The organism is Variovorax sp. GW821-FHT09A10, from assembly GCF_059418385.1.
This window is the reverse complement of the sequence record NZ_JBWKPT010000002.1, coordinates 735,002-748,715: the sequence shown is the minus strand read 5'-3', so window position 1 is coordinate 748,715 and position 13,714 is coordinate 735,002. Positions and strand designations below refer to the sequence as shown.

Here is a 13,714-nt window from a genome sequence, read left to right as displayed (position 1 = left end):
CCTTTTTCTTTGGGCCGGCCGAAAACACGCCGCCTTCAACCGCTTTTGCCTTGATCCTTCCCGAACTCAGCCACGAATGGAAAACCGGCCTCTCCCTGGCGTGGAGCGGCTACATCGCCGTGCTGTCGATCTGGATCGTGATGCAAAAGCGCGCGCCGGTGTCCACCATGAGCTGGATCCTGTCGCTGGCGCTGCTGCCGTTCGCGGGTTTCATCGTCTATTACTTCCTGGGACCGCAGCGGCTGCGCAAACAGCGGCTCAAGCGCCTGCGCATCCGGGCGAGCGCGCATGCACAGGCCGACCTGGCGCGGCTGCGCGATGCCTCGCAGCACGCGCCGCCGGCGCTGCAGCAGATGGCCCGGCTGGGCACCGCGGCCTGCGGCCTGCCGGTGTCGAGCGCCACGGGCGTCGAGCTGCTGTCGGGCGGTGCGCGCACCTTCGATGCCATCTTCGAGGCCGTGCGCGCGGCGCGCGACCACATCCACCTCGAGTACTACATCTTTGAGCCTGACCAGATCGGCACCGCCTTGCGCGACCTGCTGATCGAGCGTGCGCAGGCCGGCGTGCGGGTGCGCCTGCTGCTCGACGCGCTCGGCTCCAAGCGCATCGGCCGCAAGTTCATGGCGCCGATGCATGCGGCGGGCGTGGAGGTGGCGCTGTTCCACGACACCAAGATCGGCCGGCGCCTGCGCCCCGTGACCAACTACCGCACCCACCGCAAGATCGTGGTGTGCGACGGCCGCGTGGGCTTCACGGGCGGCGTGAACATCACCGACGAGGAAGACAAGCGCACCAACCCCAAGGACGCGTACCACGACGTGCATGTGCGCATCGAAGGCAGCGCCGTGCGCTGGCTGCAGACCACCTTCCTGGAGGACTGGAGCTACGCCACCGGCGAAAAGCAGCACCGCTCCGACGCCGTCCTGGACGCGCTGCTGCCCCAGGTGCAGGCAGGCGACATCCCGGTGCAGATCGTCACCAGCGGGCCCGACAACGCACTCGAAGCCATCCATCGCATGCATGTCGAGGCCATCCATTCAGCCACGCGCCGGGCCTGGCTCACCACGCCGTACTTCGTGCCGGGCGAGCCTGCGCTGATGGCGTTGACCAGCGCGGCGCTGCGCGGTGTCGACGTGCGGCTGCTCGTGCCGCGCCGCAGCGACTCGGCCATCGTGAGCGCCGCGGCGCGTTCGTACTTCGACGAGCTGATCGCTGCGGGCGTCAAGATCTGGGAGTACAAGGAGCGCATGCTGCACTCCAAGACGCTGGTGGTCGACGACCATTGCGCGATGATCGGCACCGCTAATTTCGACAACCGCAGCTTCCGGCTCAATTTCGAGGTCTGCGCCGTGGTCTACGGGCCCGCGCTGACCCAGCCGCTGGCGGCGCAGTTCGAAACCGACCTGCACAGCTCCGGTGCCGTTCGCGCCCACCGCCCGCAGACTTTCTGGCGCCGCCTCGGCGACGCCATTGCGCGACTGTTTTCTCCCTTGCTCTGAATGAACCACACCTTTCTCTGGCACGACTACGAAACCTTCGGCGCGGTGCCGCGCCGCGACCGTCCCTCGCAGTTCGCGGCCATCCGCACCGATGCCGAGCTCAACGAGGTCGGCGAGCCGCTGATGATCTATTGCAAGCCCGCGCCGGACTACCTGCCCAGCCCCGAGGCCTGCCTGATCACCGGCATCACGCCGCAGATCTGCCTGGAGCGCGGCATTCCCGAGCACGAGTTCGCCGCGCACATCGAGCAAGCCTTCTCGCAGCCCGGCACCGTCGGCGTGGGCTACAACACCATCCGCTTCGACGACGAGGTCACGCGCTTCCTGTTCTGGCGCAACCTCATCGATCCGTATGCGCGCGAATGGCAGAACGACTGCGGCCGCTGGGACCTGCTCGATGTGGTGCGCCTCACCTATGCGCTGCGTCCCGACGGCATCGAATGGCCGAAGAAGGAAGACGGCAAGCCCAGCTTCAAGCTCGAAGACCTGGCGCGCGCCAACGGCCTGCTGCACGAGTCGGCGCACGATGCGCTGTCCGACGTGCGCGCCACCATCGCGCTGGCGCGGCTCATCCGCGACAAGCAGCCCAAGCTGTTCGACTTCGCCTTCAGCCTGCACAAGAAGGACCGCGTGGCGATCGAGCTCGGCCTGCCCGCGATGCGCGAGACCGCCAAGCCCTTCCTGCACGTGTCGGGCATGTTCCCGGTCGAGCGCGGCTGCCTGGCCGTGATGTGGCCTCTGGCCAGCCATCCCACCAACAAGAACGAGTTGCTGGCCTGGGACCTGTCGCAAGACCCGAGCGAACTGCACGACCTCGACGCCGAGACGCTGCGCCTGCGCCTGTTCACGCGCACCGTCGACCTGCCCGAAGGCACGACGCGGCTGCCGATGAAGAGCGTGCACCTGAACAAGTCGCCGATGGTGGTCGGCAACCTGCGCACGCTGGCGCCGGCCATGGCCGAGCGCTGGGGCGTCGACATGGACACTGCCATGCGCCACGCCGCCATCGCGCGCGACCTGCCCGACATGAGCGCGATCTGGTCGCAGGTCTTCGCCCGCCCGAAGGAGGCGACACCCGATGTCGATGAGGACCTCTATGGCGGCTTCGTGGGCAACGGCGACCGCCGGCGCCTGAACCAGCTGCGTGGTCTGTCGCCCGAGGGGCTCGCCAAGGAGCGCGTGGCCTTCGACGACGGACGGCTCGACGAAATCCTCTTCCGCTACCGCGCACGCAACTGGCCCGAGTCGCTGAACGAGGAAGAAACCGAGCGCTGGGAAGCGCTGCGCGTGGCGCGCCTGTTCAAGGGTGAGGGCGGGGCGCGCACCATCGAGGCGCTGTTCAGCGAAGTCGACGCGCTGTCCGAGAACGCCGACGAGCGCGGCGAGGAAATCCTGGGCGCGCTGTACGAGTACGCCGAGTCGATCGCGCCCGAGGCCTGAAAGACCGAGGGGTCCGCATGCACAACGTCGCACGCCACACACTGTCTCGCGCAGGCATGGCGGGCGCGCTGGCTGCTGCGGTGCTTGCTGGTTGCGCCGCGGGGCCGTCCGGTCACTGCGCCGCGGGCTTCGAAGCCTTCGAGCGCGACACCCTCTATTTCGGCCGCGCCATCCCCACGGGCGGTCAGGTGTCCGACGCCGACTGGGCCGACTTTCTCGACACCCGCGTCACGCCGGCCTTTCCGCAAGGCTTCACCGTGATCGACGCCGCCGGCCAGTGGCGCGGCACGTCGGGGCAGGTGGTGCGCGAGCCCTCGAAGCTGGTCGTGTTGCTGCACCCGCGCGACGCGAAGACCGACGCGGCCATCGCCGCATTGATCGACACCTACCGCCAGCGCTTCGCGCAAGAGGCGGTGTTGCAGGAAAGGCAGTCCGTCTGTGCCCGTTTCTGAAGCCGCTCCCACCGTTCGCCGCTTGCTTCCCGCCGACGCCACGACCTACCGCGCGCTGATGCTCGACGCCTACGCGCGGCACCCCGAGGCGTTCACGTCCACGGTCGAGGAGCGCGCCAGCCTGCCGTCGGCCTGGTGGGAGACGCGCCTGCGCACGGACGCCGATGCCGCAGAGGTGGTGTACGGCGCCTTCGATGCCACCGGCGCGCTGATCGGCGCGGCGGGGCTGGGTCGCGAATCGCGGCAGCGCACGCGCCACAAGGCGAGCTTGTTCGGCATGGTGGTGGCGGAATCGGCACGGCGCGCGGGCGCCGGTCGGCAGCTGGTGGAGGCCTTGCTCGCGCATGCACGCACGCTCGACGGCGTGCGCGTGGTGCAGTTGACCGTGACGGAAGGCAATCGCCCGGCGCAGGCGCTGTACGAACGCTGCGGCTTCCAGGTCTTCGGCGTCGAGCCGATGGCCACCGTGCTCGATGGCGCGTTCTCGTCGAAGGTCCACATGTGGTGCGATCTCGGCGCTGCACTGCCTGAGGCTTAGTCGCCGCGCTCGCGCACCATCAGCAGCGCGGGCCCGTCGGGCGTGACCACCTCGCCCAGCGCACGAAAGCCGGCCTTGGCATAGCTGCGGATCGCGCGGGCGTTGCGGGGCGACGGATCGGTCTGGATGCGCGTCACGGCCGGGTCGGCGAACAGCTGGTCCGTGAAGGCGCGCACCATCGCGCTGCCGAGGCCGCGATTCAATTGCTCCGCCTGCGCCAGGAACTGGTCAATGCCGCGCGCCCCCGGGTCGCGCTCGTCTTCCCACCAGCCGTCGCCCGAACCCATCACGACGTACGACTGGATGAAGCCCAGCGGCTGCCCGTCGTGCAGTGCGATGTAGCCACGGTCGGGCGAGTCGGCCGCCAGCATCGGCGTGAAGTCGGCCTCGACCTCGGGCAGCGTCGGCACGGGCGTCCACCATTCGGCCACGTGCGGGCGGCACAGCCACTCGTGAAGCATCGCGAAATCCGTGGATTGCAGGGGCCGGAACGAGATCGAATTCATGGCGGGCGCTTTAGCGGGAGATCCGGTCCACGATGTCCTGCGCCAGCGAGGCAATGGTCAGCGGCGCGCAGCCTTCGGCGTTGTTGCTCACGGTGACGAAGGCGTTCTGCCCGGCGCCCGTGGTGCCGGCGATCACCTTGGCCAGCGCGGCGCGGGTTTCGGGGTCGGGGTCGAGCACCTTGTCGAAGGGGCCGTAGAGTTTTTCGGCGTCTTCGTAGCCGAAGCGGCCGTGGCGGCGGTGCAGGTTCCATCGGCACACCAGCGGCCCGGGCCACAGGGCGCGCAGCATCGGCAGCTGGTCTTCGATAGGCGGCATCTTCGCGTGCAGGCCCATGCAGAAGGTCGCGCCCACGCTGCGCAGCATGTCGGCGAAGGCGGGGCACAGCAGCTGCGGGTCGCGCACCTCGACGGCAAGCACGGCATCGGGCGCGGTCGGCTTCAGGTCGGGCATCGCCGCCAGCATCGCGCCGATGCGGGCGATCAGCGCGGGCTGGTCGGCCAGCAGGTGCGCGGGAATCGGGCTCAGCTGGAACACCAGCGCGCCGATGCGGTGGCCCAGCCCGTCGAGCGCCGGCTGCACGAACTCCTGCAGCGCGATCTCGTGGCTCAGGAACACCGGGTTGGCCTGCGTGCCGCGGCCGCTTTCGTCGCGCACGGTGGCGTCGGTCACCAGGCTCGGGGCCTTCACGACGAAGCGGAAGTCGTCCGGCACCATGGCCGCATAGCGCGCGTACTGGCTGGCGGTGAGGGCGCGGTAGAAGTTGCGGTCCAGGCTCACCGTGCGCAGCAGCGGGTGCTGCGCGAGCGCCGACAGGCCGTTCTTCGACAGCACGGCTTCGGCGTAGTCGCCGTCCCAGACCAGGCCGGCCCAGCCCGGATAGCTCCACGACGAGGTGCCCAGGCGCAGTTGCGGCGGCAAGTCGGCGGCGAGGGCGACCAGCGCCGCGTCGGGTGCCACCGGCTTCACGGTGGCGCCACGCGACTTCTTCGGCGAAGGCGCCGGCGCGTCGGCCGCTTCAACCGGTCGCGGAAGTTCGGGGAGGTCGGAAAAGAGGGAGTCCTGCACGTCAGCCATGTCTGGGTCGGCATTTTCGGCCAAGCGGGGAGGCCCGTCGGCGCCGGGCACAATCCGCGCCATGACACAGTGGTTGCGTACGCGGGGTGGTTGGTGGCTGGCGTGGGTGGTGCTCACGGCTGCCGGGGCCGTGTGGTTCGCGCGCGCCGAGCTGACCCAACTCCAGCAGGATTTCGAGACCGATGCGCGCATCGCGCACCGGCTCATGAGCCAGCAGGTGGTGCAGTACGACGCGGTGCTGGCCACGCTTGCGCTGCTGGAGCCCAACGCTGGCGCCGACTACCCCGAGCGGCGCCTGCCGTCGGTGTACTCGTCGATCCTGCGCGTGCAGCGGCGCGCGGCCGACGAGCCCTGGCCCGACGCCGAGCACGCCGACGCGCTGGCCGCCGCCGAGGCCCGCTCGCGCGCCGAGCGCCGCGCCGACCTGGCCGTGCTCGATCTGCCGCACGGCCGCTACCAGCTCGTGATCGGCTCGGAGCCGCTGAGCTACGCGCTCGAGATCGACCTCGTCGGCTCGGTGCCCTGGCGCGACTGGCCGATGAATCCGCAGCGCAGCCCCGTGCGCCTGGTATTGCAGCGCGACGGCCAGCAGTTGGTGCTGCAACCCGGCCAGTCGCCCGAACATGGCTGGCGCTACAGCCTGAGCAAGGCGCTCGCATCGCCGAGCCAGCCTTTCGAATTGGTGGCCGAGCGCCAGGTCGGCTGGGCCGAGCTGCCGTGGCGCACCATCGGCGGCTGGGCGGTGGCGATGGCGCTGCTGCTGGCGGGCCTGTGGGCCGCGCAGCGCCAGCGCATCGCGCGGCGCCGCGCCGAAGAGCTGCTGCGCCTGGGCCAGGTGGCGCGCCTCAATGCGCTGGGCGAGCTGTCGGCCGGGTTGGCGCACGAACTCAACCAGCCGCTCACCGCCGTGCTGGCCAACGCCCAGGCCGCGCGCCGCCTGCTCGACGACGACCCGCCCGACCTCGCCACCGCGCGCGACGCGATGGGGCAGGCCGTCGAGCAGGCCCGCCGTGCCGCCGGCGTGGTCGGCCGCCTGCGCCGCGTGATCGAACGCCCTGAGGCCGGTGGTGACGTGAAGCCGCTGGTGCTGCAGGAGGTGGTGCGCAGCGCCATGCACCTGCTGGCGCCCGAGTTCGCGCGCCACGGCGTGGCGGCCCAGTTCGACGCCAGCGCGCAGGCGCCCGTGCGCGTGCAGGCCGAGGCCGTGGCGCTGGAGCAGATCGTGCACAACCTGCTCATGAACGCGATGCAGGCGCTGGACCTCGTGCCCGCTGCCGAGCGGCGCCTCGTGGTCTCGGTCGGCCGCAACGGCGAGGAGGGCGTGCTGACCGTCACCGACAACGGCCGCGGCATCGCGCCCGAGGCGCTGCCGCGCCTGTTCGAACCCTTCTTCAGCACGCGCGAAGGCGGCCTGGGCCTCGGCCTGAGCCTGAGCGAAACGCTGGCCAGCGGCATGGGCGGCAGCCTGAGCGCCGCCAATGCCTCGCCGCGCGGTGCGCGCTTCACCTTGCTGCTGCCGCTGGTGGCACCTTCGACATGACCACGCCAACCACCGCCGACCAGCCGCAATCGCCCCTGATCCACCTGATCGACGACGACCAGGCCGTGCGCGACAGCCTGTCGCTGCTGATCGGCACGGTCGGCCTGCGCGTGCAGGGCTGGGCCGATCCGCAGGCCTTCATCGACGGCTTCGACCGCGCGAGCGTTGGCGCCATCGTGCTCGACGTGCGCATGCCCGGCATCAGTGGCCTCACCGTGCTCGACCGGCTGGTGGCGCAGGGCGTCGACCAGCCCGTGATCATGCTGACCGGCCACGGCACGGTCGAGATGTGCCGCCGCGCCTTCAAGGCCGGCGCGGCCGAGTTCCTCGAGAAGCCGGTGGACGACGAGCAACTGCTCGAAGCCCTGCAGCAGGCCGTGCGCCAGCATGTGCGCACGCGCGAGCGCTCGCAGGCCGACAACGCCGCACGCGAGCGGGTGGCGCAGCTGTCGGAGCGCGAGCGCGAGGTGCTGGCCTTCATCGTGCAGGGGCTCACCAACAAGGAGATCGCGCGCGTGCTGGCGCTGTCGCCGCGCACCGTCGAGACCCACCGCGCCAACCTGTTCGCCAAGCTCGACTGCGACTCGCTGGCGCAGCTGATCCGGCGCTACGCCGTGCTGGCGTCGGATGCGGGAGAAGAGGGCGCTCCGTAGTTCTACGGAGTGCCGGGCGTAGCCGTACGAATGGTTGCAGCGGACCGTATTTTTTACAGTGACACCGTGGTCGGCACAGGCCGGCACGAACCCTCTCATCACTGGAGAAAAACACCATGCAATCGATCATCCGCGTTGGCGGCCTCGCCGTTCTGCTCGCTGCTTCCGTCGCCCAGGCCCAGACGCCGGCCCCCGCTGTTCGCACCGAGAAGAACATCTCGCTCGCGCTGGCCAACCAGATCGCCTCAGAAACCGTGGCCGCCTGCGCCGCCAACGGCTACAACGTGGCCGCCACCGTGGTCGACCGCGCCGGCACCGTGCGCGCCGTGCAGCGCGCCGACAACGCCGGCCCGCACACGCTGTCGTCGAGCGAACGCAAGGCCTGGACCTCGGCTTCGGCCAAGAGCCCCACGCAAGCCATGATGGAAGGCGCCCAGAAGAACCCCGGCGCCGCCAACCTCGTGTACCTGCCAGGCTTCCTGCTGCTGGGCGGCGGCGTGCCGATCAAGTCGGGCAACGAAGTGATCGGCGCCGTGGGCGTGGGCGGTGCGCCGGGCGGCCACCTCGACGAGCAGTGCGCCAACGCCGCGCTCGAGAAGGTCAAGGGCCAGCTCTGATGACGGCGCGCGGTCTCTGGTCGGCGGTGCTCGCCGCCGCGATCGGCTGGAGCGCCGCGCCCGGCGCGGCGGCCCAGGTGCCGCCGCTGGCCGCCGAAGTGCTGGCCTACGAGGGCCTGCACCGCGCCGCGTGGCACGGCGACCTGCCCAAGCTCAAGAGCCTGATCGCCTCCCGCGCCAGCCTCGATGTGCGCGACGCACGCGGCCGCACGCCGCTGCAGGTCGCCACCTACGCGCGACAGCGCGACGCCGTGACGCTGCTCGCCAAGGCGGGCGCGAACATCGACCTGCTCGAAGACGACCGCTACGACGCCGTGACCATCGCGTCCGTGGCCGACGACGTGACCACGCTCACGCTGTTGCTGCAACTGGGCGCCAAGCCCGGGCAGGTCACCAGCCGCTACGACGGCACCGCCTTGATTGCCGCTGCGCACCTGGGGCACGACGAGGTCGTGCGCCGGCTGGTCGCGGCCGGTGCGCCGCTGGACCACGTGAACAACCTGCACTGGACGGCGACGATCGAGTCGATCGTGCTCGGCGACGGCGGCGCACGCCACCAGCGCACGCTGGCCGCGCTGATCGCCGGCGGCGCCAACCTGCAACTGGCCGACCGCCAGGGCCTGACGCCGTTGCAGCTCGCAAAGGCGCGCGGCTACACGGCGATGGTGAAGCAGCTCGAAGCGGCACGCGCCAAGTAGCCTGCCGCAGCGCAAGCCGGGGCGACTCGGGGACAATCGGACCTCCCCACGAGGAACCCGCCCCATGTACATGCCTCCGCAGTTCAACGCCAAGGACCCGGCCGTCGCGCTGGGCCTCATGCGCGACCACCCCTTTGCCAACCTGATCTCGAACGACGACGAGGGCCTGCCCTTCGTCACGCACCTGCCCATCGTGGCCGAGCAGCGCGAGGGCGATGCGCTGGTGCTGCTGGGCCACTGCGCCAAGCCCAACCCGCACTGGCGCTACCTGCAGGCGCGGCCGCGCGCGGTGGTGGTGTTCCAGGGGCCGCACGCCTACCTGTCGCCCTCGGTCTATCCCGACCTGGCGCGGGTGCCGACCTGGAACTACCTCGCGGTCCATTGCACCGTCGAAGCCCGGCTCGTCGAAACGCCCGAGGCCAAGGACGCGCTGCTCAAGAAGCTCATCGGCGACCACGAGCCGGCCTACGCCCAGCAGTGGAAGGACCTCGGCGAGGAGTTCCAGCGCAAGATGCTGGCCGGCATCATGGGCTTCGAGCTGCACGTGACGGCGCTGCAATGCAAGATCAAGCTCAACCAGCACCGGCCCGAATCGCATGCGGCGATGCGCGAGGTCTACCGCGCCGGCTCGGGCGACGAGCAGGCGCTGGCCGTGTGGATGGACCGGCTCGGCATGGCGGTCGCACCGGAGGCGCGCTGAGATGCGGATGTTCGGTCTGATCGGCCTCGTGCTCGCGCTGCTCGTCGTCGGGCTGCTGGCGAAGCAGCAGCTCTCTCGTACTGCAGTCGCCAAACAACCGGCCGTACCTGGCGTATCCGCTCCTGCGGCCGTCGATGCACGCACGCAGGCGCAACAGGTCCAGCAACAGGTCAAGGATGCCCTCGACGCCGCGGCCCAGGCCCGCAAGATGCCCGATGACAACTGAGCCGGCCGCATCGACATCGGACGCGCACTGGATGGCGCTCGCGCTGCAGGAAGCGCAGCGCGCGGCCGATGCGGGCGAGGTGCCGGTGGGCGCGGTGCTGGTGAAGGACGGCCAGGTCATCGCGACCGGCCGCAACACGCCCGTGGCGCAGCACGACCCGAGCGCGCACGCCGAGATCAATGCACTGCGCGCCGGCGCCGCCGCGCTCGGCAACTACCGGCTCGACGGCTGCGAGCTCTTCGTCACGCTCGAGCCCTGCGCGATGTGCGCGGGCGCCATGCTGCATTCGCGGTTGGCACGCGTGGTGTTCGGCGCCGCCGACCCCAAGACCGGCGCCGCGGGCTCGGTGCTCGATCTGTTCGCCGAGCCGAAGCTGAATCACCACACCCGCGTGCAGGGCGGCGTGCTGGCCGACGACTGCAGCGCGCTGCTGCAGCGCTTCTTCCAGCAACGCCGCAGTGTCGCGCGCGCGCAGGCCGAGCCGCTGCGCGACGACGCCTTGCGCACGCCCGTCGAACGCTTTGCCGCGCTCACCGATTTCGGCTTCGCGCCGCATCACGTTCAGGACCTGCCAATCTTGCAGGGCTGGCGCCTGCACTGGGTCGACGAGACCGGCCCGGCCGGCAGCGATAGCCGCGTGGCCGATTGCCTGTGCCTGCATGGCCCAGGCGAGTGGGGCTACTTCTTCCGCCACCTCGTCGGCACGCCCGGCCTGCGCACGCTGGTGCCCGACCTCATCGGCTTCGGCAAGAGCGACAAGCCCAAGCGCGAAGCCACGCACCGGCTCGAATGGCACCGCGACGTGCTGCTGGCCTGGCTCGACCAGATCCATCCCGAGCCGCTCGCGCTGGTGCACAGCGAGGCAGGCGGCGAACTGGCCGCGCTGCTGCAAGCGGCGGCACCGGGCCGCTTCAGCGCGACGCTCGCTGTACCCGACAGTGGCGTGCGCGCCAAGGACGCCTGGCGCGCGCCGTTCCCCGACCGCGGCTACGAAGCTGCGCTGCGCGCGCTCGGTCCGCGTGCCGCATCGGGCGGTCCAACGGCCGCACAGGCCACCCTCCTGGCCCGGCAGATCCGGGACGCAATGGGATACTCGACGACGTGACGTCCAAACATATCTACATCTATTCCCCCTCCAGTGCCATCCGCGACAAAGCCGCCTTCCGGCGCGGCGTGGCCCGGCTCAAGGCCCTCGGCCATGAGGTCGAAATCGACGAAGCCGCGCTGACGGCGCACCAGCGCTTCGCCGGCGACGACGCCACGCGGCTCGCCGCCGTCTCGCGCGCAGCCGCCAGCGGCGCCGACGTGGCGCTGATCGCACGCGGCGGCTACGGCCTCACGCGCATCCTCGACGCGCTGCCGTACAAGGCGCTGGCCAAGGCGATCGACAAGGGCACCGAGTTCGTTGGCTGCAGCGACTTCACGGCGCTGCAGAACGCACTGCTTGCCAAGAATGGCGCCGTCACTTGGTCCGGCCCTGCGGTCGGCGAAGACTTCGGCGCCGAAGGCGGTGCCGACGACATCATGGAAGCCTGCTTCGACGACCTGTTGAGCGGGCAGGGCGAAGGCACCGGCTGGCGCATGCCGGTGCGCGACGCCGAACTCAAGGTCAAGCCGGTCGAAGACGCCGTGCTCTGGGGCGGCAACCTCTGCGTGCTGACCAGCCTGCTGGGCACGCCGTATTTCCCGGTGGTCGACAAGGGCGTGCTCTTCATCGAAGACACCAACGAACACCCGTACCGCATCGAACGCATGCTCGACCAGCTGAAGCTCGCGGGCGTGCTGGCGCGCCAGAAGGCCGTCGTGTTCGGCCAGTTCACGGGCGTGCGCAACATCGCCGGCTACGACCGCGGCTTCGGCATGAACACGGTGATCGACCGGCTGCGCGCCAGCCTGAAGAAGGTGCAGGTCATCGCCGGCCTGCCGTTCGGGCACGTGCAGACCAAGGTGCTGCTGCCGGTAGGTGCGAAGGTGGCGCTGGCCGCCGAGGGGCGCGATGTGTTCCTGGTGTGGGGCCATCGGCACGGCCACCATGACCATGCTCACCACGGTCACGACCATCACGGCCACGACCATTGAGCCAGCACGCAGGCGGCCACCGGTGCCGCTGCGATGCCGGCCGATCAGGACATCACTGGTTGGTGAAACGCTGATGGACGCGCGGGCCCATCGAGCCGGGCAGGCCGCCCTTGAACATGCTGTTGATGTCTTTCATCTGGCGCCGCGCGGCCGATTCGCCGTCGATGGCGCTGAGCGCAACCATCACGTCCTGACGCAGATACCAGAGGGTCTCGACATCGCCGGCGAAGCGCACGCGTTGGCTGATGCGCTGGATCGATTGGCCGCCGCGTCCTTGAAGCACCGACAGCATCGCCATGCGAATGCGGCCAAGCTGACTTTCCGCAACCTGCCGCGATCCCAGGCCGGGTACGTTCAGGAGCTGAAAAAGGCGGCGAAAGAGCAGCATGTCACGAAAAGCGTATTGCCGGGAGCTGGGACGGTCGCTACCTTAAGCCTCAGTTCGCCGAGACACAAGATGTGAAACACCGTTTCTTGTTTGCAAACAACATGCTTTAGCGGTCTCTTTTGTTGTCATTTGAATTTTGAGCGCAAAAGTATTAAAAAACTTTGGCATTCATCTGCACGATGCGCCAAGCTGGCCCGGTCGATGCAGCGTCAACAAGAAGCTTTTGCGGATCGTTCCTTGCATGTGATGGCGCATGTCAGGGAAACTTCTCGCAGGAGCGGCGAAAGGTCCAGAGCAACATAACCAGCGCTTGCTGCCACAAGAAAAAACAGTATGGGTGTCAATTCCACAGTCGTTTTCGCGGACTTGACCGGGAGTACCAGGGTCTTCGAGGCCATGGGGAATGCACGTGCCACCGAGACCGTCACGCGGTTGACCCAATGGATCGGGCGTGTGTGCGAGGCCCACGGCGGCCGGGTCGTGAAGTCGTTGGGCGATGGCGTGTTCGCCATCTTCACGAGCGGCGCTGCCGCCACACACGCGGTGATCGAGCTGCAGCGCTACCACCAGAAGCGCCTGGCCGGCTGGCCCGTGCCGCTGCGCATGGCGCTGCAGATCGGCGTGGCCAGTGGTGACGTGGTCGAGGTCGAGGGCGACTGCTTCGGCGACGCCGTCAACCTGGCTTCGCGCCTGAGCGACCTGGCCGGCCCCGGCCAGATCTGGGTCACCGAGACGGTGATCATGCAATTGCACGAAGGTGCCGTGCAGCACCGCGACCTCGGGCCTATCAGCATCCGCGGGCGCAGCGAGATGTCGATCGTCCACCGCATCGACTGGCAGGAAGACCTCACCAGCTTCCTCACCGTGCCGGCCGCGCTGCTGCCGGCGCGGCTGCCGCCCGATTCCACCTTCGGCCACATCGAGCTCGCGTGGCTCGATGTGCGCTCGATGTTCCGCATCGACCAGTTGCCCATTCACCTGGGCCGCGTGGGCGACGCGCAGTTCGTGGTCAACGACCCGCGCGTGTCGCGGCTGCATGCGCGCATCGAGGTGCGGCAGGGCAGTTGCGTGCTGATCGACGTCAGCACCTACGGCACCTGGGTGCGCTTCCATGGCAACGGCGGGCCGAGCAACGAGATCGCGCTGCGGCGCGACGAGTGCGTGCTGCACGGCCGCGGCGAGATCGGCCTGGGCGCGCCGCTGAGCGACTTCAGCGCGCCGACCATCGCCTTCAACACGACCGGCGACGACGTGATGCTGTCGCGCCGCGCGATCGTCGACTGAGAATTCCGTTCACGTTTGG

The 13,714-nt window shown here is 69.5% G+C and carries 16 protein-coding genes; 13 read left to right on the top strand and 3 right to left on the bottom strand.

What is annotated here, in order from left to right:
- Window positions 1-50 precede the first annotated feature (50 nt).
- The 4 genes from cls to AC07Q9_RS10245 are packed head-to-tail and all read left to right on the top strand — an operon-like array spanning window position 51 to window position 3,929.
- A complete protein-coding gene (gene cls / locus AC07Q9_RS10260) occupies window positions 51-1,499 on the top strand; it encodes a cardiolipin synthase (protein ID WP_495309218.1) in 1,449 nt (482 codons plus the stop codon).
- Window positions 1,500-2,939, top strand: coding sequence for an exodeoxyribonuclease I (sbcB, locus tag AC07Q9_RS10255; protein WP_495309216.1), 1,440 nt, complete (start codon window positions 1,500-1,502; stop codon window positions 2,937-2,939).
- A 17-nt stretch (window positions 2,940-2,956) separates the two neighbouring features.
- Window positions 2,957-3,391: a DUF3574 domain-containing protein gene (locus AC07Q9_RS10250; protein WP_495309214.1), complete on the top strand. Its 435-nt coding sequence runs from the start codon at window positions 2,957-2,959 to the stop codon at window positions 3,389-3,391.
- Window positions 3,392-3,413: 22 nt separating this feature from the next.
- A complete protein-coding gene (locus AC07Q9_RS10245) occupies window positions 3,414-3,929 on the top strand; it encodes a GNAT family N-acetyltransferase (protein WP_495309212.1) in 516 nt (171 codons plus the stop codon).
- Here AC07Q9_RS10245 and AC07Q9_RS10240 read toward each other — a convergent pair.
- Window positions 3,926-4,435 (bottom strand): GNAT family N-acetyltransferase, encoded by a 510-nt coding sequence (locus AC07Q9_RS10240; RefSeq protein ID WP_495309210.1) that lies wholly within the window; start codon window positions 4,433-4,435, stop codon window positions 3,926-3,928. The two genes, AC07Q9_RS10245 and AC07Q9_RS10240, sit on opposite strands and share 4 nt — an antisense overlap.
- Before the next feature lie 10 nt (window positions 4,436-4,445).
- Complete coding sequence (locus tag AC07Q9_RS10235; RefSeq protein WP_495309208.1) at window positions 4,446-5,510, bottom strand: DUF72 domain-containing protein; 1,065 nt, start codon at window positions 5,508-5,510, stop codon at window positions 4,446-4,448.
- Window positions 5,511-5,571: 61 nt separating this feature from the next.
- Here AC07Q9_RS10235 and AC07Q9_RS10230 point away from each other — a divergent pair, with 61 nt between their 5' ends.
- From AC07Q9_RS10230 to AC07Q9_RS10195, 8 genes are all read left to right on the top strand, one after another.
- Window positions 5,572-7,050 carry a sensor histidine kinase gene (locus tag AC07Q9_RS10230; protein ID WP_495309206.1) on the top strand — a complete coding sequence of 493 codons (1,479 nt, stop codon included), beginning with the start codon at window positions 5,572-5,574 and terminating at the stop codon, window positions 7,048-7,050.
- Window positions 7,047-7,703: a response regulator transcription factor gene (locus tag AC07Q9_RS10225; RefSeq protein ID WP_095745220.1), complete on the top strand. Its 657-nt coding sequence runs from the start codon at window positions 7,047-7,049 to the stop codon at window positions 7,701-7,703. The genes AC07Q9_RS10230 and AC07Q9_RS10225 overlap by 4 nt, the downstream gene beginning before the upstream one ends.
- 116 nt (window positions 7,704-7,819) lie before the next feature.
- On the top strand, window positions 7,820-8,320 hold the full coding sequence (locus AC07Q9_RS10220) for a GlcG/HbpS family heme-binding protein (protein WP_495309203.1): 501 nt from the start codon (window positions 7,820-7,822) through the stop codon (window positions 8,318-8,320).
- Window positions 8,320-9,018 (top strand): ankyrin repeat domain-containing protein, encoded by a 699-nt coding sequence (locus tag AC07Q9_RS10215; protein WP_495309201.1) that lies wholly within the window; start codon window positions 8,320-8,322, stop codon window positions 9,016-9,018. The genes AC07Q9_RS10220 and AC07Q9_RS10215 overlap by 1 nt, the downstream gene beginning before the upstream one ends.
- A gap of 64 nt (window positions 9,019-9,082) precedes the next feature.
- Window positions 9,083-9,718 (top strand): FMN-binding negative transcriptional regulator, encoded by a 636-nt coding sequence (locus tag AC07Q9_RS10210; RefSeq protein ID WP_495309199.1) that lies wholly within the window; start codon window positions 9,083-9,085, stop codon window positions 9,716-9,718.
- A 7-nt stretch (window positions 9,719-9,725) separates the two neighbouring features.
- Window positions 9,726-9,944, top strand: coding sequence for a hypothetical protein (locus AC07Q9_RS10205; protein WP_495309197.1), 219 nt, complete (start codon window positions 9,726-9,728; stop codon window positions 9,942-9,944).
- Window positions 9,934-11,049 (top strand): tRNA adenosine(34) deaminase TadA, encoded by a 1,116-nt coding sequence (gene tadA / locus AC07Q9_RS10200; RefSeq protein ID WP_495309195.1) that lies wholly within the window; start codon window positions 9,934-9,936, stop codon window positions 11,047-11,049. The genes AC07Q9_RS10205 and tadA overlap by 11 nt, the downstream gene beginning before the upstream one ends.
- Window positions 11,046-12,023, top strand: a complete 978-nt coding sequence (locus AC07Q9_RS10195) for an LD-carboxypeptidase (protein ID WP_495309194.1) — start codon at window positions 11,046-11,048, stop codon at window positions 12,021-12,023. Before tadA ends, AC07Q9_RS10195 begins: the two co-directional genes overlap by 4 nt.
- A 52-nt stretch (window positions 12,024-12,075) precedes the next feature.
- On the opposite strand, the gene AC07Q9_RS10190 is transcribed toward AC07Q9_RS10195, so the two are convergent.
- Window positions 12,076-12,411, bottom strand: coding sequence for a hypothetical protein (locus AC07Q9_RS10190; RefSeq protein WP_489056860.1), 336 nt, complete (start codon window positions 12,409-12,411; stop codon window positions 12,076-12,078).
- A 333-nt stretch (window positions 12,412-12,744) separates the two neighbouring features.
- On the opposite strand from AC07Q9_RS10190, the gene AC07Q9_RS10185 reads away from it, so the two are divergent.
- Window positions 12,745-13,695: an adenylate/guanylate cyclase domain-containing protein gene (locus tag AC07Q9_RS10185; protein ID WP_489056859.1), complete on the top strand. Its 951-nt coding sequence runs from the start codon at window positions 12,745-12,747 to the stop codon at window positions 13,693-13,695.
- Window positions 13,696-13,714 lie beyond the last annotated feature (19 nt).

Bases quoted from the DNA above. Each gene is read 5' to 3' on its own strand.
- sbcB (WP_495309216.1), top strand. From the start codon at position 1,500: ATGAACCACACCTTTCTCTGGCACGACTACGAAACCTTCGGCGCGGTG.
- AC07Q9_RS10250 (WP_495309214.1), top strand. From the start codon at position 2,957: ATGCACAACGTCGCACGCCACACACTGTCTCGCGCAGGCATGGCGGGC.
- AC07Q9_RS10240 (WP_495309210.1), bottom strand. From the start codon at position 4,435: ATGAATTCGATCTCGTTCCGGCCCCTGCAATCCACGGATTTCGCGATG.
- AC07Q9_RS10235 (WP_495309208.1), bottom strand. From the start codon at position 5,510: ATGGCTGACGTGCAGGACTCCCTCTTTTCCGACCTCCCCGAACTTCCG.
- AC07Q9_RS10230 (WP_495309206.1), top strand. From the start codon at position 5,572: ATGACACAGTGGTTGCGTACGCGGGGTGGTTGGTGGCTGGCGTGGGTG.
- AC07Q9_RS10225 (WP_095745220.1), top strand. From the start codon at position 7,047: ATGACCACGCCAACCACCGCCGACCAGCCGCAATCGCCCCTGATCCAC.
- AC07Q9_RS10220 (WP_495309203.1), top strand. From the start codon at position 7,820: ATGCAATCGATCATCCGCGTTGGCGGCCTCGCCGTTCTGCTCGCTGCT.
- AC07Q9_RS10215 (WP_495309201.1), top strand. From the start codon at position 8,320: ATGACGGCGCGCGGTCTCTGGTCGGCGGTGCTCGCCGCCGCGATCGGC.
- AC07Q9_RS10210 (WP_495309199.1), top strand. From the start codon at position 9,083: ATGTACATGCCTCCGCAGTTCAACGCCAAGGACCCGGCCGTCGCGCTG.
- AC07Q9_RS10205 (WP_495309197.1), top strand. From the start codon at position 9,726: ATGTTCGGTCTGATCGGCCTCGTGCTCGCGCTGCTCGTCGTCGGGCTG.
- tadA (WP_495309195.1), top strand. From the start codon at position 9,934: ATGACAACTGAGCCGGCCGCATCGACATCGGACGCGCACTGGATGGCG.
- AC07Q9_RS10190 (WP_489056860.1), bottom strand. From the start codon at position 12,411: ATGCTGCTCTTTCGCCGCCTTTTTCAGCTCCTGAACGTACCCGGCCTG.
- AC07Q9_RS10185 (WP_489056859.1), top strand. From the start codon at position 12,745: ATGGGTGTCAATTCCACAGTCGTTTTCGCGGACTTGACCGGGAGTACC.